This is a genomic window from Niastella sp. sgz303648 (assembly GCF_059587045.1).
On record NZ_JCAPSW010000008.1, the window covers coordinates 266,415 to 287,253 of the forward strand.

Below are 20,839 nucleotides of genomic sequence, written 5' to 3' on the forward strand. Positions count from 1 at the left end.
TTGAGCGTTTTTATAATTGTGTTTTGCTGATAATACGGCTTAATACAGATAACCCTTAACTACAGGCGCCTCCCCATGCAAATAAAATGGCAGGCACCCGTGTTATGCAGATATCGAAAATCCAATGAAAGATCGAATTGTTGTATATCTGTTTGTTGTGGCCTGCTCGTGCATTTCGTTTACTCAAAGCTATGCACAGGTGAAAGCAGCATTTTCTGCCAATACGGTGGCGGGATGTTCTCCCCTTGTTGTTCAGTTTCATGATGAATCAACAGGCAGCCCAACCAGCTGGCGCTGGGACCTGGGTAATGGCACCATTTCATTATTTCAAAATCCTTCCACGGTTTACTTTTCGCCAGGCACCTACGCTGTAAAGCTGGTGGTAAAGAATGCAGCAGGGGCGGATTCAGTTGTAAAACAACAGTATATAACTGTTTACGATAACCCGGTGGCCGATTTTATGGCTTCCGATTCATCCGGTTGTTTTCCGCTTCCGGTAACTTTTACCGATAAAAGTTCGGTAACAGGCGGAACGATCAGTAAATGGCAATGGGACTTCGGCGACGGCGATACCGCTGTTACGCAAAAACCGGCGCATACTTATACCGGCACCGGAAACTTTAACGTAACTCTGAAAGTAACCAGCGATAAAGGTTGCAGCAAGAGCTTTACCAAACCGCAATACATTCAAATTACATCGGGCGTACTGGCTAATTTTGATTATACACCCACTACCAATAGCTGTAGTGCACCGGTTGAAATTAACTTTAATAATAAGTCGGTTGAAGTGGGCTCTGTTTCGTATCAATGGGATTTTGGCGATGGACAAACATCAACAGCTAAAAATCCCATGCATACTTATCTGTCAAACGGTTCCTATACCGTTACCCTGGTAGCGTTCAATAATACCGGTTGCCGCGATACCCTGCGTAAAGTTAATCTGCTGGTATTGGGAAATACAACTTCACAGTTTACCATGCCGGGCACCGTTTGCGCCGGTCAATCGTTTTTTATTACCAATACATCAACGCCCGTACCTGCCTCAGTACAATGGAATTTTGGCGATGGAACCAATTCAACACAGGCTAATCCGCAGAAAAGTTACCCCGCTTCGGGTACTTATATGGTAAAGCTGGTTAATCATTTTGCAGCCTGTACCGATTCGCTGAGCAAAGCGATTATAGTGTTGCCTAAACCGGTTGCATCTTTTACTTCGAACCGTACTTATGCCTGCAGCATTCCTGCATCAGTTCAATTTACCAATACTGCTGCCGGAACTGTTGGGTATTCTTGGGATTTTGGCGATGGCGGCACAAGCACCAGTGCCAATCCCGTTCATGTGTATTCGTCGTTTGGAACTTATACTGTAAAATTAATAGTAACCGGCAGCAATGGTTGTACCGATACCATTGTTAACAAGAACTATATTGAGGTGAGCCGTCCGCAGGTGCAGATCAAAAACCTGCCGGTAAAAGGCTGCCTGCCTTTAACCATTCCTTTTTCGGCTACTGTTACTGTGCAGGATGCTGTTACTTCGTATCGCTGGGATTTTGGCGATGGTACAGGTTCAACTCAGATGGCTCCTGTAAAAACATATACCACCGAAGGCAAGTTCACCGTAAAGCTGGTTATTACAACGGCTGGTGGTTGTACCGATTCTGTTGTGGTGACCGATGCTGTGCAGGCTGCCAATCCGCCCAAAGCCGATTTTACCGCTAACCAGTTTGATGTTTGCCGCAGTACACCCCTTCAGTTCGCCAATAAAAGTATACCTGCCGGTGATACATGGCAATGGACCTTTGGTGATGGAGGTACTTCTTCATTGGTTGATCCGCTTTACCAGTTTAACGATACCGGATATTTTAAAGTTACCCTCATTGTTTCGAACAAAGGTTGTTCCGATACCATGGTGAAAGACGGGTATGTACACATCAATCCTCCTGTAGCACGCTTTAACGCTGTGGTAGATTGCGCTGATAAATACAAACGTAGTTTTATCGACAAGTCTGTTGCTGCCAAATCGTGGTCGTGGGATTTTGGCGATGGGGCAACCAGCAATGGTGCAAATCCTGTTCACGGCTATGCAGCAAAAGGCACTTACCGGGTTAAGCTGGTTGTAACTAATAATGGCTGTTTGGATAGCGCCATACAAAACATTGTAATTGCCGATGAGCATCCTGATTTTGATGCCGATAAAAAAGAATTATGTAAAGAAAAAGAAGTAGCGTTTACGCTGTTAAAATATGATCCGCTGTATGTGACCAGCGTAATGTGGAATTTTGGTGATGGCACAGTTAGCTCAACACCCGGCAGTGTGACGCATATTTATAAGAAAGCGGGCTCGTACAAAGTTAAACTGGTATATACCGATGTAAACGGCTGTGTTGATTCTACAGTAAAACAACAATTTATTCAGGTAAACGGGCCTTCTGCATCGTTTGATGTTAAACAAAAGATATGTGCCGATAGTACGGTTACATTTCAGGACCTTACAGCTACGGATGGTACGCATCCGATTGTTAAATGGATTTTTGTGTATGGCGACGGAACACCTGATCAAACTTATACAGCGCCTCCGTTCGCGCATACATATGTTACCGGCAGCACCTATACCGTATCGTTACGGGTAACAGATAGTTACGGTTGTACCGATAATGTGTCGAAGGGAGCTGCAATAATAGTGTCGGACCCCAAAGCAGTTTTTACAACTGCAGATAGCAATTCGTGCCCAGGCAAGCCTGTTAATTTTACCAATGGGTCTACCGGTTCGGGATTGCAATATACCTGGAGTTTTGGCGACGGCAATACCTCTGATAATGCTTCGCCTGTTCATCAGTATCAGCAGGAAGGTTTGTATACAGTTAATTTGAAGATAGTTGATCCTGTAGGTTGCCGTGATTCAATTACAAAAATTGATTTTGTAAAGATTACCATTCCGGTGGCAGGATTCACCATGTCAGATTCTATCGGAAGCTGCCCGCCCCTGCAGGTAACATTTACCAATAGTGCAAAAAAATATACAACTATAAGATGGGATTTTGGTGATGGCAATACATCTACGCTCGACAACCCCATTCACTTTTATAATATTCCCGGTGAGTATGAGGCAACGCAGTTTATTCAGGGACCCGGTGGTTGTACAGATGTAATGAAAAGAAAAGTGATCGTAAAGGGTCCTAAAGGTTCTTTCACCTATACACCGGTTACAGGATGTATACCTCTTAAAGTTAACTTCACAGGAAGCGGAAACGGCATTCATTCGCTGGTATGGGATTTTAATGATGGCAGTACAGCCGCTTCCACTTCCACAACATTTGAGTATACGTATGCTACTGCAGGTAAGTTTGTGCCGCGCATGATTTTGATAGATAGTACCGGTTGCCAGGTGCCGGTTACCGGCGCCGATACCATCAATGCCATTGGTGTTACGGCAAAAGCAACTATGGATACTTACCGGGTTTGTAATACCGGATTTATTCAGTTTACCGATCAATCGGTAGCCAATGACTTTATTACCGGGCACCAGTGGGATTTTGGCGATGGCACTACCAGTACGCTCCCTAATCCAAAACATAATTTTAGTGCTGCCCCGGCCACTTACAGCGTTATTTATACGGCTACAACAGCCAATGGTTGTAAAGATGTAATTCATTTAACCGACACCATTAAAGTATATGCTACTCCACAGGTATTAATAACAGGCGATAAAGAAGCCTGTGAACCTGCACAGCTTCAGTTTAATGCCGTGATCACCGGCGATGCAGCTAATTTGAAAAAGCATTGGGATTATGGCAACGGACAAACATCCGATACCGCTTCGGTTGTTACGCATAATTATAATGCTCCCGGCAATTACCAGGTGCAATTGCAAACCATATATCAGGATTATTGTCGCGATACAGCCCGGTACAATGTAACTGTATGGCCTTTGCCAAACACCTTTGCCGGTAAAGACACTTTTGTATGCCGCGGAACGCCAATACAGTTGCGTGCATCGGGCGCTGATCAATATACCTGGAATGCAACAGGCGATATTTCCTGTACGCAATGCGCCAGCCCATTAATTAATCCGGCTACCAATACGGAATATGTAGTAACAGGTGTTTCAACACATGGCTGTATAAAAAAAGATACCATTGATGTTCGGGTACGTCAGCCGTTCACCATGCAGGTACAAAAAGGCGATACATTGTGTGCCGGTGAACAGGTTAAATTGGGTGCTGCAGGCGCCGACACTTATCAGTGGACGCCAGGTGCAGGTTTGGATAATGCTACATCGGCTTCACCAAAAGCATCTCCCGGAACTACAACAGTTTACACGGTTGTAGGAAAAGATAATGATAATTGCTTTGCCGATACCGGTTATATTAAACTGGTAGTATTTCCTGTTCCGCAAATCTTTGCCGGCAATGATACCGCCGTAAGTACAGGAAGCATCATTCAGTTAAAAGCAACAAGTTCGGCCGATGTTACCAAATGGAGCTGGACGCCTGCTTCGGGTTTAAGCTGTGCAAACTGTGCCGTTACCAATGCGGTTGTAAAAGGTTCTGTGACCTACCGTGTTACTGCATCGAACGATGGTGGTTGTACTGCAAACGATGATATTACAGTTTCTGCCGTTTGTAACGAAGGCAACTGGTTTATACCAAATACATTTTCGCCCAACAGCGACGGTGTAAACGATATCTTTTATGTGCGTGGAAAAGGGTTGAACCTGATTCACTCATTGCGCATCTTTAACCGCTGGGGACAGGCCATATTTGAAAAGAGAGATTTTATGGCCAATGATCCTGCCGCGGGCTGGGATGGAAAAGTAAATGGCAAATCCGCCGATATGGACGTATATGTGTATATCGTGGAAATTGTATGTGATAACTCGAATATAGTTCCAATAAAAGGCAATGTGGCCCTTGTAAGGTAGTTTACAAGTTAACAAGTTAACAGGTTAACAAGTTAACAGGTTCAAAACTTGTAAACTAATCAACTTATCAACTTATATCAACTGATCAACTTTAAACCAATGAAATCCGTAGTTGTTTATAGAAAAATCTTAACCGGCCTGGTGCTGATTACTTCATTATTTACAACTCAGGCACAGGACCTTCATTTTTCTCAATTCTTCGAAGCGCCTCTGCTACGCAACCCTTCACTGGCGGGTATTTTTACAGGCGATTACCGGATACAGGGGGTGTATCGCGATCAATGGAATAGCTTTACCAATGCCTATCGCACCGGTTCATTAAATGCAGAATACAAAATGCCTGTTGGCACCAGCAACGATTTTATGACCACCGGCATTCAGCTGTTATATGATAAGGCGGGAACCGTTGGTTTAACAACTACTAATTTATTACCTGCGTTGAATTATCATAAATCGTTAAGCAACGAAAAAACTGAATACTTATCGCTTGGTTTTATGGGTGGAATGGTACGTAAAAGTATCGACATCACTAAAATGACAACCAATAGTCAATACGATGGAAGTTATAACCCAACGCTTGGTACCGGTGAATCATTTACAACGCCCAATTTTACCACCTGGGATGCCTCGGTGGGTATGAGCTATAACACTACTTTTGGAATGGACAATGTAAACAGTTTTTTTATCGGTGCTGCATATCATCATTTGAACAAGCCTAAGAATTCTTTCTATCGCAGCAACAAGATCGAATTGAATCCAAAATATGTTTTTTCGGCAGGTCTTAAATTACATATCGACGACTTTTCGTATTTCACCTTTCATGCCGATCATTCAAATCAGGGCTCTGTGAGCGAAACAATTGCAGGAGGCCTGTATTCCTATAAGCTGGGCGATTTTGCCGATGAAACCTCAGTAACCCTTCATTTGGGTGCTTTTCTTCGCTGGAAAGATGCCATTATACCCGTGGTAAAAGTAGATATGAGGTCGTTATCGGTTGCCCTCAGCTACGATGCCAACGTTTCGCAGTTAAAAACTGCCAGTCAGGGCAGGGGAGGGTTTGAACTTTCATTATCGTATACCGGATTTTTAGATCGTAATAATTCGGCCAGGAATGAGGTTTTATGTCCGAGGTTTTAGAAGAACGCGGAACGCGGAACGCCGAACGCAGAATGCCGAACGCTTAACGCTTAATGCAAAACGCAAAACGTCTGATGCTACTAACACAGCATTTTTTGTTTTGTGCGTTGAGCGTTCTGCGTTTAGCGTTTTGCTTTTCGTTTAGCTATTAATTTTGCTGTTTTGCAGTACATTTCCTGCATTTTCGGCACTATTACAATAGAAAATACATTACCAATGTTCCGCATCTTATTCAAAACCCTGTTCCTGCTATTAGTTTGTGCAAATTGTTTTTCACAGTCACACTCAAAAAAAGGGGTGAGGCAGCCGCTGGCCGTTATTGGATATTATGCCAACGGTGCTGATCAGGTAGATAGTTTTGCTGTGGAAAAGCTAACACATATCATTTTCAGTTTTTGCCATTTAAAAGGAAATCAGTTATCGGTAGATAATGGCAGTGATACATTAACTATTCAGCGCCTGGTGTCGTTAAAGAATCGGAACCCGTCGCTAAAAGTGTTGTTATCGCTGGGCGGTTGGGGTGGTTGCGGCCCCTGCTCCGAAGTGTTTTCAACTGAGCAGGGCCGTCGTGAATTTGCCGGATCGGTGAAACAGTTACTGGATTATTTTAGTGCCGATGGTATTGATCTTGATTGGGAATACCCCACCATTCCCGGATATCCCGGTCACCGGTTTACAGCCGATGACAAACCTAATTTTACCAAACTGGTTACCGAAATACGCAATGCTATTGGTGATAAAAAAGAGATCAGCTTTGCTGCCGGCGGATTTTCGAAATACCTCGAAGAATCGGTTGAATGGAAAAAGGTAATGCAGCAGGTTGATATGGTGAATTTAATGACTTACGACCTTATAAACGGATTTAGTACTGTAACCGGGCATCATACCGGATTGTATTCAACTTCGAAACAGATAGAATCCGTTGATAATGCCATTGAATATCTTCATTCCATTGGCATTCCCCTCAATAAGCTGGTGATCGGTGCTGCCTTTTATGCCCGCATTTTTGAAAATGTCGATAGCGTAAATAACGGGTTGTATCAACCGGGCAAGTTCAAACGGGGCGTTCCCTTTAAAGCGTTTGGCGCCATTCTTTCGCCTGATAGTGGTTATGTTTATCACTGGGATCCCGTAGCCAAAGCCCCCTGGATGTATAATGCAGCTCAGAAATTATTTGTTACGTTTGACGATACTACTTCTATGCGGTTGAAAACAGCATATGCTATAAAGAAAAAACTGAATGGCATTATGTTCTGGCAACTGGCCGATGATGCTTATAGCAAGGGGCTGCTGGACGTTATAGATGAAACGAAGAAGAAGATTGTTAGATAGCTTGATTGTTTGATGGCTAGGTACAATCAAACAATCATATTCCTTTTTCCCAACTCAATTACCTCACAATCTCTCATATTCTTCCCATCAATTACAAATCGGATAACCGTACGAACTTTATGCCAGCCCTGTAATCCGGCTGCGCCCGGGTTCATATGCAGGCATTTCAGGCTTTCATCGAACATAACCTTTAAAATATGTGAATGGCCGCAGATAAACAGTTGTGGCGGATCGGTCGTTAATTCTTTCTTTACAACAGCATTGTATTTAGGCGGATAACCACCGATATGTGTCATATAAACGGTTACATCTTCACAGGTCCAGCGCAGTTTTTCAGGATAAATGCTACGAATATCCTGGCCGTCGATATTCCCGTACACACCTTTCAGTGGTTTAAAGGCTGCCAGTTTATTGGCAATTTCAACCGGGCCAAAGTCGCCGGCATGCCATATTTCGTCGCAGTTGTCAAAGTGTTTAAAAACCGCTTCATCAAGATAACCGTGTGTATCAGATATCAAACCTATTCGTGTCATTGAAAAAAATTTAACCGGCTCCTGTTCACTGCCGTTTCCATGGTACTGTTGCTGGCTTTCAATTGCGCTTGCCTACTGCCTACTGCCCATTGCCTATTGCCAGTTGACCACCGGCATTCCCTCCTCAGCCAGTTTTTTGATCGTATCAAGGGTTTCTTCCCAGTTCTTATCTGAATGGGTATACATTAATTTGGTGGCGAAATTGCTTTGTGTAAGTTTAAGTACCGTGGCGTTTTCATCGGGAATTAAATCGAACGTGATCTCTGAATAATTTTCCGGCGCATCTTCGGTGGTTGAAAAAACACTCCAGTAAGTATATGAGAATTTTTTTTCGGGTTCAAAATGCAATATCGTTCCCTTGTCGATAATTTCTTTATCCTTATAAACAAATGTAAAGGCAATAGGGCTTCCCGGTTGCCAGTCGGTTATCATTTGAACGCCCAGCCATTGTACTATCCATTGGTTACCGGTTAACACCTCCCATACTTTCGAAGCATTTGCGGCAATATGCCGTTCTTTTTTCAGAATCAGGTCTTTTTTCATAATTATTGTGGATTTTGCTAAGAGCTACAACGCGAAACCCTTCGACCCGCCGAAAGTCGGGCAGGCTTCGCTCAGGGGTAAAAGAGAAATACAAGATACAAGGCCCCGGGCAAGATAAGCAACACGTGACAAAAAATAATCAAAATACAAAGCGAGGCAATGCCTATTCCCCTTTACTCTTATACGTTCTTAGCGTTTAATCAATAAGATCTTCTTTCTTTAATTTATCAAGCAACATTACTACGCCCGGTACGTGAGGTTGCCGGGGATAGGCTGCCGTATCAAAATAGTCCAGCAAACCGATCTCTGCATTAGGTTGTGGTGTTTCGGGCAAGTCACATACAAAACAATCCTGCTCCATAATAATTCCTGCCGCTTCACCAAAAGCGGGTGCTGAAATATGGGTATACCAGGTTAAATGACTTTCCTGCAGTTCTACATTCAATTCTTCTTTCACCTCTCTTATAAGGGCTTCAATAGCGGTTTCATTGTGATTAACTTTACCGCCCGGCAGGTAAAATGCCTGCTTGTTATTGCTGAAGGCCAGTAACAATTTTCTGTTTTTGATCACTACCAATCCGGCTGTTTGCATATGTATGAATTAACAGGTTAACAAGTTTAACGGGTAGCCGGAAACCATATGATTTGCCGTTTGCCGTTTCACGATTATTGGGCTAAGCGCTTCAAAGTTTTCTCTTTTTACCCTTAGCCGGGGATTTACTAACTTTACCGGCAACGATTATTGCCATGCCATTCTTCCGCAATTTTACATATTGGATTGATAAGAGAAGTTGGAAATATGTATTTCTTTTAAAAACACTCGAACTTTCTCTATAGAGTAAGCCTAAAATTCAGTGTATGCCGGACGTCTTCACGGCTTCCTGTCTTTCATTTTCAAATTTTCAAATTTGTTCATTTTCAAATTTGTATTTATGGCTTACTATTATAAACTGGGAAATGTTCCCCATAAACGTCATACCCAGTTCCGAAAACCCGATGGGTCGCTGTATGCGGAACAATTATTTTCTACCGAAGGTTTCTCAAATGATTACTCCCTGTTGTACCATTGTTTACCTCCAACAGACATCATCAAAACCGAACCCTCGTACGATGTGTCGCCAAAAGTGGCAGAGGAAAAAATGTTAAAACACCGCAGTTTTGAAGGGTTCAAAGTAAAACCGGGCATCGACTACCTGCAAAGCCGTACACCTGTGCTGGTAAACAACGATTGCCATATTGTACTTGCTGCGCCGCAGGAAGGCATGCACGATTACTATTTTAAAAATGCCGATGCCGATGAAATGATATTTGTGCACGAAGGATCGGGCGTGTTACGTACTATGTATGGCGAACTGCCTTTTTCTTACGGCGATTACCTGGTTGTTCCGCGCGGAACTATTTACCAGATCAGTTTCAGAGATACCAATAACCGGTTGTTTATTGTGGAATCATTCAGTCCCATCCGGTTTCCCAAAAAATACCTCAGTAAATATGGCCAGTTGCTGGAGCATTCGCCGTTCTGTGAACGTGATATTCGTCCGCCGCAGAACCTGCCTACGTTTGATCAGAAAGGTGATTTTTTGATCCGCACAAAAAAACGCGGAATGATGTATAACCTGCATTACGGGCATCATCCGTTTGATATAGTAGGGTGGGACGGCTATTGTTATCCGTTTGCTTTCAGTATTCACGATTTTGAACCCATTACCGGGCGCGTTCACCAGCCGCCACCGGTTCATCAAACATTTGAGGCAAATAATTTCGTGGTATGTTCGTTTTGCCCGCGTTTGTTTGATTATCATCCGCAGTCGGTTCCGGCGCCATATAATCACAGCAATATTGATAGTGATGAAGTTTTGTATTATGTCGACGGTGACTTTATGAGTCGGAAAAATGTAACGCGGGGCATGATCACACTGCATCCCGCCGGAATACCTCATGGGCCTCATCCCGGTATGGTTGAAAAAAGTATCGGCGCCAAAGAAACAAAGGAGCTGGCGGTAATGGTAGATACCTTTCATCCGTTGCAGCTAACGGTAGAAGCACTTGACATTGAAAATCCGAATTATACGATGAGCTGGGCTGAATAGGGAAGCAGTTTATAGTTTGAGGTTTGTAGTTCTTTAATTCAGTTTGAGGTTTGAGGTTTGTGGTTCTTTCGGTGAATCTTACCGTGCAATTTTGATCCTGTTAAACAGTTAGTGTTTGATCTTAATAATGAAACTCCAAAGCGCGGCAGCAACTACAAACCATAAACCTCAAACTACAAACCAACAATATTCCTTTCATTCAATCGTCTGCCTTTAACGGGGCAGGCGATTTTTTTTGTAAAAAGTTTGGCGGTATCAAAATTTAGGTTTTAATTTTGTGTTTAACTAAATGGTTAAACTACGTGGCTAAGGATATGAAAACCGATATAAGTACAGAACAAAAGATACTCGAAGCCGCCAAGCAGGTATTCCTCGAAAAAGGGCTCGATGGCGCCCGCATGCAGGATATTGCCGATAAAGCCGGTATAAACAAAGCTCTTCTGCACTATTATTTTCGCAGTAAGGATAAATTGTTCGATGTGATTTTTTTGGAAGAGGGCCGCAAGTTTATTCCGAAAGTGGTTGAAATTATGATGTCTGACCTGGACTTGTTTGAAAAGGTAGAAAAGTTTGTTGGACAATACATTGATACTCTGATACAAAACCCCTTGCTGGCAAATTTCATTGTGAATGAAGTAAACAGAAATCCTGCCGACACCTTAAAAACGATATTCAATAATCAGCGGCCGCCTGTTGAAAAGGTAGAAGAACATGTAGCGAAGCTGGTTAAAAAAGGAGTGATTAAGCCCATCAAAGGCGACCAGTTAATGATAAACATGGTTTCGTTGTGCGTGTTCCCTTTTTTGGCCAGGCCTATGGTTCAATGGGTTACAAAAAAGAACGATAAGGAGTTTATGATCATGATGGAGCAACGCAAAAAGGATGTTGTAAAGTTTGTTATTGATTCAATCAGGAAATAAATTTTTTTGTCATGCAATTAACTAAATGGTTAAACAGAATGATTAAAATTTCTTTAATTATAACAGCGATATTATCAGGTCTTTATACGCAGGCACAGGATAACGGCCGGCTTACCCTGCAACAGGCGTATGATCTGGCCCGGCAAAATTATCCGGCGATCAGGCAAAAAGAACTGGTAATGCAAACAGCCAGTTTGAATATCGACAATTTAAGTAAAGGTTTTTTACCGCAACTCAATGTGTCGGGGCAGGCAACGTATCAGTCAGCTGTGACCAGCGTTCCGGTAAGTATTCCGGGTATTAAAATTGATGAGCCCAGCAAAGACCAGTATAAAATTCAGGCCGAATTAAGCCAGCTGGTGTACGACGGAGGAAATACATCGGCCCAAAAAAATGTGCAAACGGCCAATGCATTGGTCGAAGATCAAAGGGCCGAAGTTGAGTTGTATAAAGTAAAAGATCGCATCAATCAGTTGTACCTGGGAATTTTACTGGTTGATGAACAACTGAAACAAACCGAACTGGTAAAGAAAGATATCAGATTAGGTATTCAGAAAGTTGAAGCGCAGGTGAAAAACGGAACAGCTTTTCGTTCGGCCCAGTTAACGCTCGAAGCCGAACTAATGAAAAACGATCAGCGCGTAATAGAATTAAATGCTAATCGTAAAGGGCTTGCCGATGTGCTGTCGTTGTTCATTAACCGCCAGTTGCCCGCCGAAGTACAGCTTGAACTACCGGCGGTAACGGCGCCTGTTGTGCAGGAATCGGTATTACGTCCTGAATTAAAACTGTATAATTATCAAAACAACCTGTTCAATGTTCAGAACCAGCTGATCAGCGCTAAAAATCGTCCCCGTACCAGTTTGTTCGTACAGGGTGGTTATGGCAGACCCGGTTTAAACATGCTTAAAAATCAATTCGACTGGTTTTACACTGCAGGTGTTCGGTTGAACTGGGGATTTGGCGGTTTGTATACCAGTAAAAAAGAGCGGGAACTGCTGGCCGTAAATCAAAGAATGGTAGATGTACAGAAAGATCTTTTTTTACTGAATACCAATACACAGTTAAAACAACAGCAATCGGAGGTTGATAAATTGCAGCAACTGATTAAGTCGGATGAACAGATTATTGGCATTCGTGTTCAGGTTAAGGACGCATCGAATGCGCAGCTGGCCAATGGCGTTATAACAGCCAGCGATTATTTGCGTGAAGTGAATGCCGAAGACCAGGCCCGCGTATCGCTCATCACCCATCAGCTGCAGTTGATACAGGCGCAGATCAACTACCGTACTATATCAGGAAACCAGTAACAGGCCCTGAGCGGTCCTGAGTGAAGTCGAAGGATCGAAAGTGTGATTAAAAGCATTGAAGTCGAAATGCGATAAACGAATAGAATGCGATAACCAAATAATTATATATACAAAGAATCATGAACAAACTAATTGTAACCCGTATAATTGCCATGGCAATGTTGTTTACTGCCTGCAACCGCAACACCCCTAAATTCGATGCATCAGGAACATTTGAAGTAGATGAGGTAATTGTTTCTGCCGAACAAACCGGAAAAATATTATCGTTTAATGTTTTTGAAGGGCAAAGTATACCCCAAAACAACGTGGTGGGTATTATTGATGCCGAAAACCTGTCGTTACAAAAAGAGCAGATACAGGCCAGCATTGAAGCCCTGCACGAAAAAACGGCAGATGTTCAGCCACAGATCAACATGTTGCAGGACCAGTTGGATGTACAACAATCGCAATTAGAAAATTTGCAGCATGAGCGTACCCGCATCGAAAACCTGTTAAAACAGGATGCCGCAACCGGTAAACAGCTGGATGATATCAATTCGCAGATCGATGTATTACAAAAACAAATGAATGTTACCCGCCAGCAGATCAATGTACAGCGAACCAATGTTAATACGCAAAACCGTACAGTGCTCAGCGAAAAGAAACCGCTCGAAAAACGGGTGGCCCAGTTAAGTGAACAGATAAGCAAAGCAAATATTATTAACCCGGTGAGTGGTACGGTAATTACCAAATATGCCGAAGCGGGTGAAATTACTTCGGCCGGAAAAGCGTTGTACAAGATTGCCAATCTCGATACCCTGATATTACGGGCTTACGTAACCGGTACTCAGTTGCCGCAGATTAAATTGAACCAAACTGTAAAAGTGCTGATCGACAGTGGCGCAAAAGCCTATCGCGAATATCCCGGTACCATTACATGGATTTCAGACAAAGCCGAGTTCACTCCCAAAACCATTCAAACCAAAGATGAGCGTGCTAACCTGGTGTATGCCATTAAGGTTCGCGTAAAGAACGATGGGTACCTTAAGGTTGGCATGTATGGAGAAGTGATGTTTGCCGGTAATTAGTTAATAAGTTAACAGGTTTACAAGTTAACAGGTTTACAGGTTAACAAGTTTACAGAGTTGAAACTTGTTAACTGATCAACTAATCAACTTTTCAACTATGGGCTCAGTAACAGTAAATAACCTGGCAAAACAATACGGTAAAAAGAAAGATACCATTCAGGCGCTTAAAGGTGTTTCGTTCGAAGTAGAGAAAGGGGAGCTGTTTGGTATCATCGGGCCCGATGGCGCCGGCAAAACTTCTTTATTCCGCATTCTTACCACCTTATTAATTCCCGACGGCGGATCGGCATCGGTAGATGGTTTTGATGTGGTAAAGGATTTTAAAGCCATTCGCCAGCGCGTAGGATATATGCCGGGCCGTTTTTCATTGTACCAGGACCTTACCATTGAAGAAAACCTTGAGTTTTTTGCTACCATCTTCAATACTACCATCGAAGAAAATTACGACCTGATAAAAGACATCTATTCGCAGATTGAACCGTTTAAAGACAGAAGGGCTGGTAAATTATCGGGCGGTATGAAACAAAAGCTGGCATTGAGTTGTGCATTGATACATAAACCATCAGTATTATTTCTTGATGAACCCACCACCGGTGTAGATGCTGTATCCCGAAAAGAATTTTGGGAAATGTTGCGGAACCTCAAACGACAAGGCATTACGATTTTGGTTTCAACACCTTATATGGATGAGGCCAGTTTGTGCGACCGGGTGGCATTGATACAGGGTGGTGAGATATTATCGGTGAATACACCCGAAGGCGTGATTGAATCTTTTCAGCATCCGCTTTTAGCAGTAAAAGACGGCAACATGCTGCGGCTGCTCAACGATTTAAAAAACTTTGAAGGCGCCATCGATGCGTATCCGTTTGGAGAGTATCATCATGTAGTGTTGAAAGATGGTTATAGCGAAGCATCGGTAACCGGTTATTTACAACAGCATAATTATCACCAGCCAGAAACACAAACCATCCGCGCCGATATTGAAGATTGCTTTATTGCTTTGATGAAGTCGGAGGTCTGAAGTCTGAAGTCGGAAATCGGAAGTCGGAAGTCTGATGTCAGAACTTTAGAAGGCCATTGACCATTGACCATTCACTATTCACCATTCACCAAATGAACACAAACAACACAGCCATAGAAGCGCATGAGCTCACCAAACGGTTCGGACATTTTACCGCCGTTGATGCCATTTCTTTTGAAGTGAAGAAGGGTGAGATATTTGGTTTTCTGGGAGCCAACGGCGCCGGTAAAACAACGGCCATGCGTATGTTATGCGGTTTATCGATCCCCACTTCGGGCAAAGCTACCGTGGCCGGGTTTGATGTATATAAACAAACCGAGCAAATAAAAAGAAGTATTGGCTATATGAGCCAGAAATTTTCGCTGTATGAAGATTTAACGGTAAAAGAGAATATTCGCTTTTACGCCGGCATATACGGTAAAAGCGATGCCTTTATAAAACAAAAAACGGCTTTTCTGTTAAAGGAACTGCATCTCGAAGAAGAGGCTAATAAACTGGTGAAATCATTACCCCTGGGATGGAAGCAAAAACTGGCTTTTTCGGTAGCCATTTTTCATGAACCCGAAATTGTTTTTTTGGATGAACCTACCGGAGGCGTTGATCCTGTTACAAGGCGCGAGTTCTGGAATATGATTTATCAGGCGGCTGAATCGGGCATTACGGTTTTTGTGACAACGCACTATATGGATGAAGCCGAATATTGCAATCGTGTTTCAATTATGGTCGATGGCCGTATCGATGCCCTTGATACGCCGGCTCAGCTGAAAAAAACATTTGAAGCGAAATCGATGGATGAAGTATTTCTTAAGCTCGCCCGAAAGGCTAAACGTAGCGGAGATTAGATGGTTTGATTGTTAAACCATCAAGCTGCATGAGATTTATTGGAAAGCAGGATTGCCGGAGACCCAACCATCAAACCATAAAGCCATCAAGCCATCTGAACCAGAGATTCTAAAATAAAGCATATGCAACAATTCATCTCTTTCGTAAAAAAAGAATTTCATCATATATGGCGCGATAAACGCACCCTGTTTATTTTACTGGGCATGCCCATTATGCAGATTCTGATCTTTGGGTTTGCACTCACCAATGAAGTAAAGAACGCGCAGATAGCCGTGCTTGATTTGTCGAACGACAATGCTACACAGGCTTTGCGCACCCAAATGGATGCCAGTGCCTACTTTGATGTGGTGCAGGACCTGCACTCGTATAATGAAATTGATCCGGCTTTTAAACAGGGGAAGATCAAGCTGGCTGTAATTTTCCCGCAGAACTTTGCTGCCGACCTCGATCATTTTAATACGGCACAGGTGCAGCTGGTTGCCGATGCTTCGGACCCCAATGTGGCCAACACATTAACCAATTATGCAACGGCCATTATCATGGATTACCAGGACCGTATTACCAATAACCGCAAATTGCCCTACACCATAAAATCAGAGATGCGCATGCTGTACAATCCGCAGTTGAAAGGCGCTTACAATTTTGTGCCCGGTGTAATGGCTATGGTATTGATGCTGGTATGTACATTGATGACAGCCATTACCATTGTGCGCGAAAAAGAACTGGGCACTATGGAAGTAATGCTGGTATCGCCCATGCAGCCTTTGAAAATTGTAATGGCCAAAGCCGTTCCGTATTTATTGTTATCGATCGTAAATATCTCCAGTATTCTGTTATTGAGTGTATTTGTGCTCGAAGTGCCCATCAACGGTAGTCTGGTGTTGTTGATATTCGAAAGTATATTATTTACGCTTACCTGTTTGGCGTTTGGATTATTAATTTCAACAAAAACCGATTCGCAGCAAACGGCCATGTTTATTGCATTAACGGGCATGTTTTTACCAACCATCATGTTAAGTGGCTTTATGTTTCCCATTGAAAATATGCCGTTGCCATTACGGGTTATTTCGAATATAGTGCCCGCCAAATGGTTTTATTATATAGTGAAGGAAGTTATGATCAAAGGACTTGGCCTTGCCGCAGTTTGGAAAGAAACATTGATTCTTACAGGCATGCTGTTGTTTTTACTGGTATTGAGTATTAAGAACTTTAAAATCAGGCTTGCTTAGCAACAAAATTTTTCACCACTTCTTACTCCCCCTTCAGGGGGATGGGGGGTAAATCAGATTAGCATGAGAACCTTACGCTTTTTACTGCAGAAAGAGTTCCGGCAAATATTCCGCGATCCTTCTATCATACGTATCATTTTTATGATGCCCTCGATTCAGCTGTTGATATTACCATGGGCAGCAGATTATGAAGTAAAGAATATACAGTTGAGTGTGGTAGATCACGATCATTCGCAATACGCCCGCCAGCTGGTAAATAAAATTACTTCATCGGGTTATTTCAGGTTGCAGGATTATTCGGGCTCTTATAACAATGCGATGCAAAAGGTTGAGCATGATGAGGCAGATCTTGTGCTTGAAATTCCGGCTGATTTTGAAAAAAAGCTGGTAAAAGAAAATGAGTCAACTTTGTTCATGGCCATCAATGCCATCAACGGGGTAAAGGCAAACCTGGGCGGTGCTTATCTGCGAAGTATTATACAGGATTATAACCGCGAAGTACGTTTAAAGTGGATACAATTGCCACGCTTCAGTCCCGAGTTGCAGATCGACGTCACTTCATCCAACTGGTTCAACCCTTCGATGAACTACAAATATTTTATGGTACCCGGTATACTGGTGGTGCTGGTAACCATGGTAGGTTCTTTTCTGGCTTCATTAAATATTGTGCGCGAAAAAGAGATCGGCACCATTGAACAAATAAACGTTACGCCTGTTAAAAAGTATCATTTTATTTTAGGAAAATTAATTCCTTTCTGGGTACTTGGTTTGCTCATTTTAAGCATTGGATTAACCATTGCCCGCGTGGCGTATGGCATACTTCCGGCAGGCAGTCTGGCAGTGATTTATGTTTTCGCCGGTGTTTACCTGTTAGCAGTGCTTGGGTTGGGATTGTTGTTATCAACTTATACAAGCAACCAGCAACAGGCCATGCTGTTGTCGTTTTTTATGATGATGGTGTTCATTTTATTAAGCGGTTTATATACGTCTATCGATAGCATGCCGGCATGGGCAAAGGCCATTACCAAAATAAATCCGGTAACTTATTTCATCGAAGTAATGCGTATGGTAGTGTTAAAGGGGAGCAGTTTAAAAGACATCAGTCCGCAAATATTTACGGTATTGGGTTTTGCTGCGGTGTTAAACACCTGGGCTGTGATCAATTATAAAAAGCGGTCCTGAGCGTCCTGAGCGTAGTCGAAGGATCGATCCTGACCCTGAGCGTAGTCGAAGGGGGAGCGGCTGACCATACATTGAGCGAAGTCGAAATGTACAATGTTAGATTGTATTTTTATTGTCCCGGCTTTGGTGCTACTATATTACTTTCGTTGCGTCGCACACTTCAGCGTTCAGTACTATATTGAACAGGTTGTATAAAATAAAAAGTCCCGCCGGTTGGCGGGACTAACTAATTTATTAAGATGTTACATTGGTTTATTTATATCCGAATCCATCAGTTGAGTAAGCGATAGAAACAGTTTTTGCTGTTTTATTATAACCCACGCCAATATACAAATCGCTTGTTTGCGTAAAGTTTTCCGATGTAATGATATCGTCGTTTACAACAACTTTTATGGTGTGGCTTCCTTCTGTGTTGGCAGTTGAAACACTTCCGCCAAATCCCAGCACTGTATCTGAAGTTACTTTTTTGTTCAGTAAAGGTTGATTATCGATATACACCAGTACATTGTCACCGGTGAAGTTTTCCTGCATATCTACCCGCAGTGAAAAAACGGTGGGGTTATTGGTCTTGCGGCACGACACCAATAGCATTAAAGCCAATGGTATGATCAGTAAAGTTTTTTTCATAATATTTGAGTTCATGGCTAACAGCATTACGACAAACGGTTATCCGTTTTCGTTGCATGCTTTAAGTATTTGACGCTCAAAGTTACATCAACTTGCATCAATAAATCAAAAAGGTGGATAAACGGAAGGAAGAAATATAAAGCCGGAAGTTGGAAGTCAGTAGTCTGAAACTGAATGAGATGTAATGTCAACAAGCGAGGCGATAAGTGTCAAAAAAACAAGCAAATTGATTGCCTGAATAGTAGCAAAAGACTAAAAACCCGAACAGGGGGCATCTGGTTAAAGAAACAGCCGAAGTAAGAAGCCGGAAGTCGAAGAAGAATTGGGAAGTAGGAACCAGTGAGCGTGTGTTGAAATACCGGTTGCTTATAACAACAACCGGCGGGCGAATCCATGGTGCACACGCATAATTTCCAGCGAAATGTCCCCCGATTTCCATTGGCGAAAATTCTACGCTCATTAGAAAAAGTCCGGAATAATTTGCAAAGACTTTTTTCACAGTGCGCAGGGTATAATTTCCACAGCATTTATTCTTTGTTCATGGGCGCAATCAGAGTTCCTCATGGCCCATCCTCATTTCCTGTAGGCAAAGCATCTTCGCGCATGCGCGAAGGTTCATTTCTCATGAGCGAAGGATCTTCGCAAATGCGCAGAGGTTCATTGCTTATAAGAAAAAGTCCGGAACTTACTCGCAAAGACATTTTTTCCAAAGCGCAAACCATAATTTCCAAAGCAATTATCTAATTGCTATAAGCAAAGACCAATTTACTGTAAGTAGAAGCTCATTTACTGCAAGCAAAAACTCATTTCCTTCAAGCAAAAGATCATTTACTTTGGGAAAAATATCATTTCTCATGGGAAATTATCCTTTATGTGTTGATTTATAACGGCATGCAATTCTGCAGGTTCTTCATTCTCATGGGAAATTTTGGTGTTCCCCGCCCCATCTTAAAAAACTGCCCGTTTTGAGCGGTTAACCTGAACTACGGCACAATGAGTTTCCAGGCAACAGGCTCCAAACCCCCGGCTCAGCACTAAGAACATAGGCCGGGAACTTCGAAATCATCGGAAGCCCGGTTTCCCCAAAAAATCTAAAAAAATCCCATAAAACTTATAAGTGAATGAATATTCATTTATATTTGCTCTACGATGCGCACAAGAGATGCCCAAAAAGAAGAGTCTATTCGCCGCAAAGCGATCGATATGGTTGTAAAAGAAGGCCTTGACGGTTTTAGCATGCAAAAACTGGCTAAGGCCGCCGGAGTATCGCCGGCTACTCTTTACATCTATTATAAAGACCGGGAAGACCTGATTTTACAAATTGCCACAGAAATCAGCAGTAAGTTGATGGAAAACAGTTTGAAGGGGATGCATCCCAAAATGTCGTTTGCCGACGGCATGGAAATTCAATGGAGGAACCGCCTCGATTTCTTTTTAAAAAACCCGGTTGATATAGAATTTATCGAACAAATTCGATACACCCCAATGTATGAGAAGATACGGGAAATGCTTCACAGAAATTTCGGGGATACTTTGGGCATGTTTGTTCACAATGCCATAAACCGGGGTGAACTGGTACCGCTTCCGTTCGAAGTATATTGGTCAATAGCTTTTGCTCCTTTATACCAGTTATTGAAATTTCATATGCAGGGAAGAAGTCATAAAAACAATGAATTTTCGCTTAGTGATGAAATGGTTAACCAGACTTTGCAGCTGGTTTTAAAAGCATTAAAGCCTTAAAAAATTTTTCAATATTTAGTAAATGAATGTTCATTTTCAAAATATAACGTCTGTCCGTTCGTCGGAACGTGAAAAGCGGGTACAGGTTTTGGTTTTCAAAACTAATCTGAAATTCAGGAAAGATGTTAAACAGCTTGCTCCCATATTAAACGCCACGGGCGGTATCATTCGCTGGAATATTGATCACCACGATATCGACAATGTTTTACGAATAGAAACCGTACAGCCGGGAATTGAAGACATTATCCGTATCGTGACCGATGCCGGCTATTACATTGAAGAACTGCCTGATTAACGCTTGAATTGAACATTAAACCTGAAAAAATCCGCCCGACTATTACAAG

The 20,839-nt window shown here is 42.5% G+C and carries 18 protein-coding genes; 14 read left to right on the forward strand and 4 right to left on the reverse strand.

What is annotated here, in order from left to right:
• Positions 1 to 124 precede the first annotated feature (124 nt).
• The 3 genes from AC59IL_RS23855 (at position 125) to AC59IL_RS23865 (ending at position 7,390) form a co-directional block, all read left to right on the forward strand.
• Entirely contained in the window at positions 125 to 4,921 is a 4,797-nt protein-coding gene (locus AC59IL_RS23855) for a PKD domain-containing protein (protein ID WP_496554715.1), read from the forward strand.
• A 99-nt stretch (positions 4,922 to 5,020) separates the two neighbouring features.
• Positions 5,021 to 6,058 (forward strand): PorP/SprF family type IX secretion system membrane protein, encoded by a 1,038-nt coding sequence (locus AC59IL_RS23860; protein WP_496554716.1) that lies wholly within the window; start codon positions 5,021 to 5,023, stop codon positions 6,056 to 6,058.
• A 216-nt stretch (positions 6,059 to 6,274) separates the two neighbouring features.
• Positions 6,275 to 7,390 (forward strand): glycoside hydrolase family 18 protein, encoded by a 1,116-nt coding sequence (locus AC59IL_RS23865; protein WP_496554717.1) that lies wholly within the window; start codon positions 6,275 to 6,277, stop codon positions 7,388 to 7,390.
• A 26-nt stretch (positions 7,391 to 7,416) separates the two neighbouring features.
• On the opposite strand, the gene AC59IL_RS23870 is transcribed toward AC59IL_RS23865, so the two are convergent.
• The 3 genes from AC59IL_RS23870 to AC59IL_RS23880 all read right to left on the reverse strand — a co-directional run bounded on the left by AC59IL_RS23870 (position 7,417) and on the right by AC59IL_RS23880 (position 9,058).
• Positions 7,417 to 7,923 carry a metallophosphoesterase family protein gene (locus AC59IL_RS23870; protein ID WP_496554718.1) on the reverse strand — a complete coding sequence of 169 codons (507 nt, stop codon included), beginning with the start codon at positions 7,921 to 7,923 and terminating at the stop codon, positions 7,417 to 7,419.
• Positions 7,924 to 8,016: 93 nt separating this feature from the next.
• Positions 8,017 to 8,466, reverse strand: coding sequence for an SRPBCC domain-containing protein (locus AC59IL_RS23875; protein WP_496554719.1), 450 nt, complete (start codon positions 8,464 to 8,466; stop codon positions 8,017 to 8,019).
• Positions 8,467 to 8,662: 196 nt separating this feature from the next.
• Positions 8,663 to 9,058, reverse strand: a complete 396-nt coding sequence (locus AC59IL_RS23880) for an NUDIX hydrolase (RefSeq protein WP_496554720.1) — start codon at positions 9,056 to 9,058, stop codon at positions 8,663 to 8,665.
• Positions 9,059 to 9,398: 340 nt separating this feature from the next.
• On the opposite strand from AC59IL_RS23880, the gene AC59IL_RS23885 reads away from it, so the two are divergent.
• From AC59IL_RS23885 to AC59IL_RS23920, 8 genes are all read left to right on the forward strand, one after another.
• On the forward strand, positions 9,399 to 10,556 hold the full coding sequence (locus tag AC59IL_RS23885; protein WP_496554721.1) for a homogentisate 1,2-dioxygenase: 1,158 nt from the start codon (positions 9,399 to 9,401) through the stop codon (positions 10,554 to 10,556).
• A 314-nt stretch (positions 10,557 to 10,870) separates the two neighbouring features.
• Entirely contained in the window at positions 10,871 to 11,476 is a 606-nt protein-coding gene (locus AC59IL_RS23890; RefSeq protein WP_496554722.1) for a TetR/AcrR family transcriptional regulator, read from the forward strand.
• 179 nt (positions 11,477 to 11,655) lie between these two features.
• Positions 11,656 to 12,786 carry a TolC family protein gene (locus tag AC59IL_RS23895; protein WP_496554873.1) on the forward strand — a complete coding sequence of 377 codons (1,131 nt, stop codon included), beginning with the start codon at positions 11,656 to 11,658 and terminating at the stop codon, positions 12,784 to 12,786.
• 119 nt (positions 12,787 to 12,905) lie between these two features.
• Positions 12,906 to 13,853, forward strand: a complete 948-nt coding sequence (locus AC59IL_RS23900) for an HlyD family secretion protein (RefSeq protein WP_496554723.1) — start codon at positions 12,906 to 12,908, stop codon at positions 13,851 to 13,853.
• A gap of 97 nt (positions 13,854 to 13,950) precedes the next feature.
• Entirely contained in the window at positions 13,951 to 14,874 is a 924-nt protein-coding gene (locus AC59IL_RS23905; protein ID WP_496554724.1) for an ABC transporter ATP-binding protein, read from the forward strand.
• A 92-nt stretch (positions 14,875 to 14,966) separates the two neighbouring features.
• Complete coding sequence (locus AC59IL_RS23910; RefSeq protein ID WP_496554725.1) at positions 14,967 to 15,716, forward strand: ABC transporter ATP-binding protein; 750 nt, start codon at positions 14,967 to 14,969, stop codon at positions 15,714 to 15,716.
• Between the two features lie 123 nt (positions 15,717 to 15,839).
• Positions 15,840 to 16,946: an ABC transporter permease gene (locus tag AC59IL_RS23915; RefSeq protein ID WP_496554726.1), complete on the forward strand. Its 1,107-nt coding sequence runs from the start codon at positions 15,840 to 15,842 to the stop codon at positions 16,944 to 16,946.
• Between the two features lie 63 nt (positions 16,947 to 17,009).
• Positions 17,010 to 18,128, forward strand: a complete 1,119-nt coding sequence (locus AC59IL_RS23920; protein ID WP_496554727.1) for an ABC transporter permease — start codon at positions 17,010 to 17,012, stop codon at positions 18,126 to 18,128.
• A gap of 252 nt (positions 18,129 to 18,380) precedes the next feature.
• Here AC59IL_RS23920 and AC59IL_RS23925 read toward each other — a convergent pair whose 3' ends face one another.
• Entirely contained in the window at positions 18,381 to 18,755 is a 375-nt protein-coding gene (locus tag AC59IL_RS23925) for a hypothetical protein (RefSeq protein ID WP_496554728.1), read from the reverse strand.
• Positions 18,756 to 19,295: 540 nt separating this feature from the next.
• Between AC59IL_RS23925 and AC59IL_RS23930 the strand changes: the two genes are divergently transcribed.
• The 3 genes from AC59IL_RS23930 (at position 19,296) to AC59IL_RS23940 (ending at position 20,790) form a co-directional block, all read left to right on the forward strand.
• Positions 19,296 to 19,499, forward strand: a complete 204-nt coding sequence (locus tag AC59IL_RS23930; RefSeq protein WP_496554729.1) for a hypothetical protein — start codon at positions 19,296 to 19,298, stop codon at positions 19,497 to 19,499.
• A 405-nt stretch (positions 19,500 to 19,904) separates the two neighbouring features.
• On the forward strand, positions 19,905 to 20,495 hold the full coding sequence (locus tag AC59IL_RS23935; RefSeq protein WP_496554730.1) for a TetR/AcrR family transcriptional regulator: 591 nt from the start codon (positions 19,905 to 19,907) through the stop codon (positions 20,493 to 20,495).
• 22 nt (positions 20,496 to 20,517) lie between these two features.
• Positions 20,518 to 20,790, forward strand: a complete 273-nt coding sequence (locus AC59IL_RS23940; RefSeq protein ID WP_496554731.1) for a hypothetical protein — start codon at positions 20,518 to 20,520, stop codon at positions 20,788 to 20,790.
• Positions 20,791 to 20,839: the final 49 nt, after the last annotated feature.

Excerpts from the sequence above, each read along its gene's own strand:
- AC59IL_RS23915 (WP_496554726.1), top strand. The coding sequence starts at position 15,840 with ATGCAACAATTCATCTCTTTCGTAAAAAAAGAATTTCATCATATATGG.
- AC59IL_RS23900 (WP_496554723.1), top strand. The coding sequence starts at position 12,906 with ATGAACAAACTAATTGTAACCCGTATAATTGCCATGGCAATGTTGTTT.
- AC59IL_RS23860 (WP_496554716.1), top strand. The coding sequence starts at position 5,021 with ATGAAATCCGTAGTTGTTTATAGAAAAATCTTAACCGGCCTGGTGCTG.
- AC59IL_RS23930 (WP_496554729.1), top strand. The coding sequence starts at position 19,296 with ATGGGCGCAATCAGAGTTCCTCATGGCCCATCCTCATTTCCTGTAGGC.
- AC59IL_RS23940 (WP_496554731.1), top strand. The coding sequence starts at position 20,518 with ATGAATGTTCATTTTCAAAATATAACGTCTGTCCGTTCGTCGGAACGT.
- AC59IL_RS23880 (WP_496554720.1), bottom strand. The coding sequence starts at position 9,058 with ATGCAAACAGCCGGATTGGTAGTGATCAAAAACAGAAAATTGTTACTG.
- AC59IL_RS23885 (WP_496554721.1), top strand. The coding sequence starts at position 9,399 with ATGGCTTACTATTATAAACTGGGAAATGTTCCCCATAAACGTCATACC.
- AC59IL_RS23875 (WP_496554719.1), bottom strand. The coding sequence starts at position 8,466 with ATGAAAAAAGACCTGATTCTGAAAAAAGAACGGCATATTGCCGCAAAT.
- AC59IL_RS23895 (WP_496554873.1), top strand. The coding sequence starts at position 11,656 with ATGCAAACAGCCAGTTTGAATATCGACAATTTAAGTAAAGGTTTTTTA.
- AC59IL_RS23855 (WP_496554715.1), top strand. The coding sequence starts at position 125 with ATGAAAGATCGAATTGTTGTATATCTGTTTGTTGTGGCCTGCTCGTGC.
- AC59IL_RS23870 (WP_496554718.1), bottom strand. The coding sequence starts at position 7,923 with ATGACACGAATAGGTTTGATATCTGATACACACGGTTATCTTGATGAA.
- AC59IL_RS23925 (WP_496554728.1), bottom strand. The coding sequence starts at position 18,755 with ATGAAAAAAACTTTACTGATCATACCATTGGCTTTAATGCTATTGGTG.
- AC59IL_RS23890 (WP_496554722.1), top strand. The coding sequence starts at position 10,871 with ATGAAAACCGATATAAGTACAGAACAAAAGATACTCGAAGCCGCCAAG.
- AC59IL_RS23910 (WP_496554725.1), top strand. The coding sequence starts at position 14,967 with ATGAACACAAACAACACAGCCATAGAAGCGCATGAGCTCACCAAACGG.
- AC59IL_RS23920 (WP_496554727.1), top strand. The coding sequence starts at position 17,010 with ATGAGAACCTTACGCTTTTTACTGCAGAAAGAGTTCCGGCAAATATTC.
- AC59IL_RS23905 (WP_496554724.1), top strand. The coding sequence starts at position 13,951 with ATGGGCTCAGTAACAGTAAATAACCTGGCAAAACAATACGGTAAAAAG.
- AC59IL_RS23865 (WP_496554717.1), top strand. The coding sequence starts at position 6,275 with ATGTTCCGCATCTTATTCAAAACCCTGTTCCTGCTATTAGTTTGTGCA.
- AC59IL_RS23935 (WP_496554730.1), top strand. The coding sequence starts at position 19,905 with ATGCGCACAAGAGATGCCCAAAAAGAAGAGTCTATTCGCCGCAAAGCG.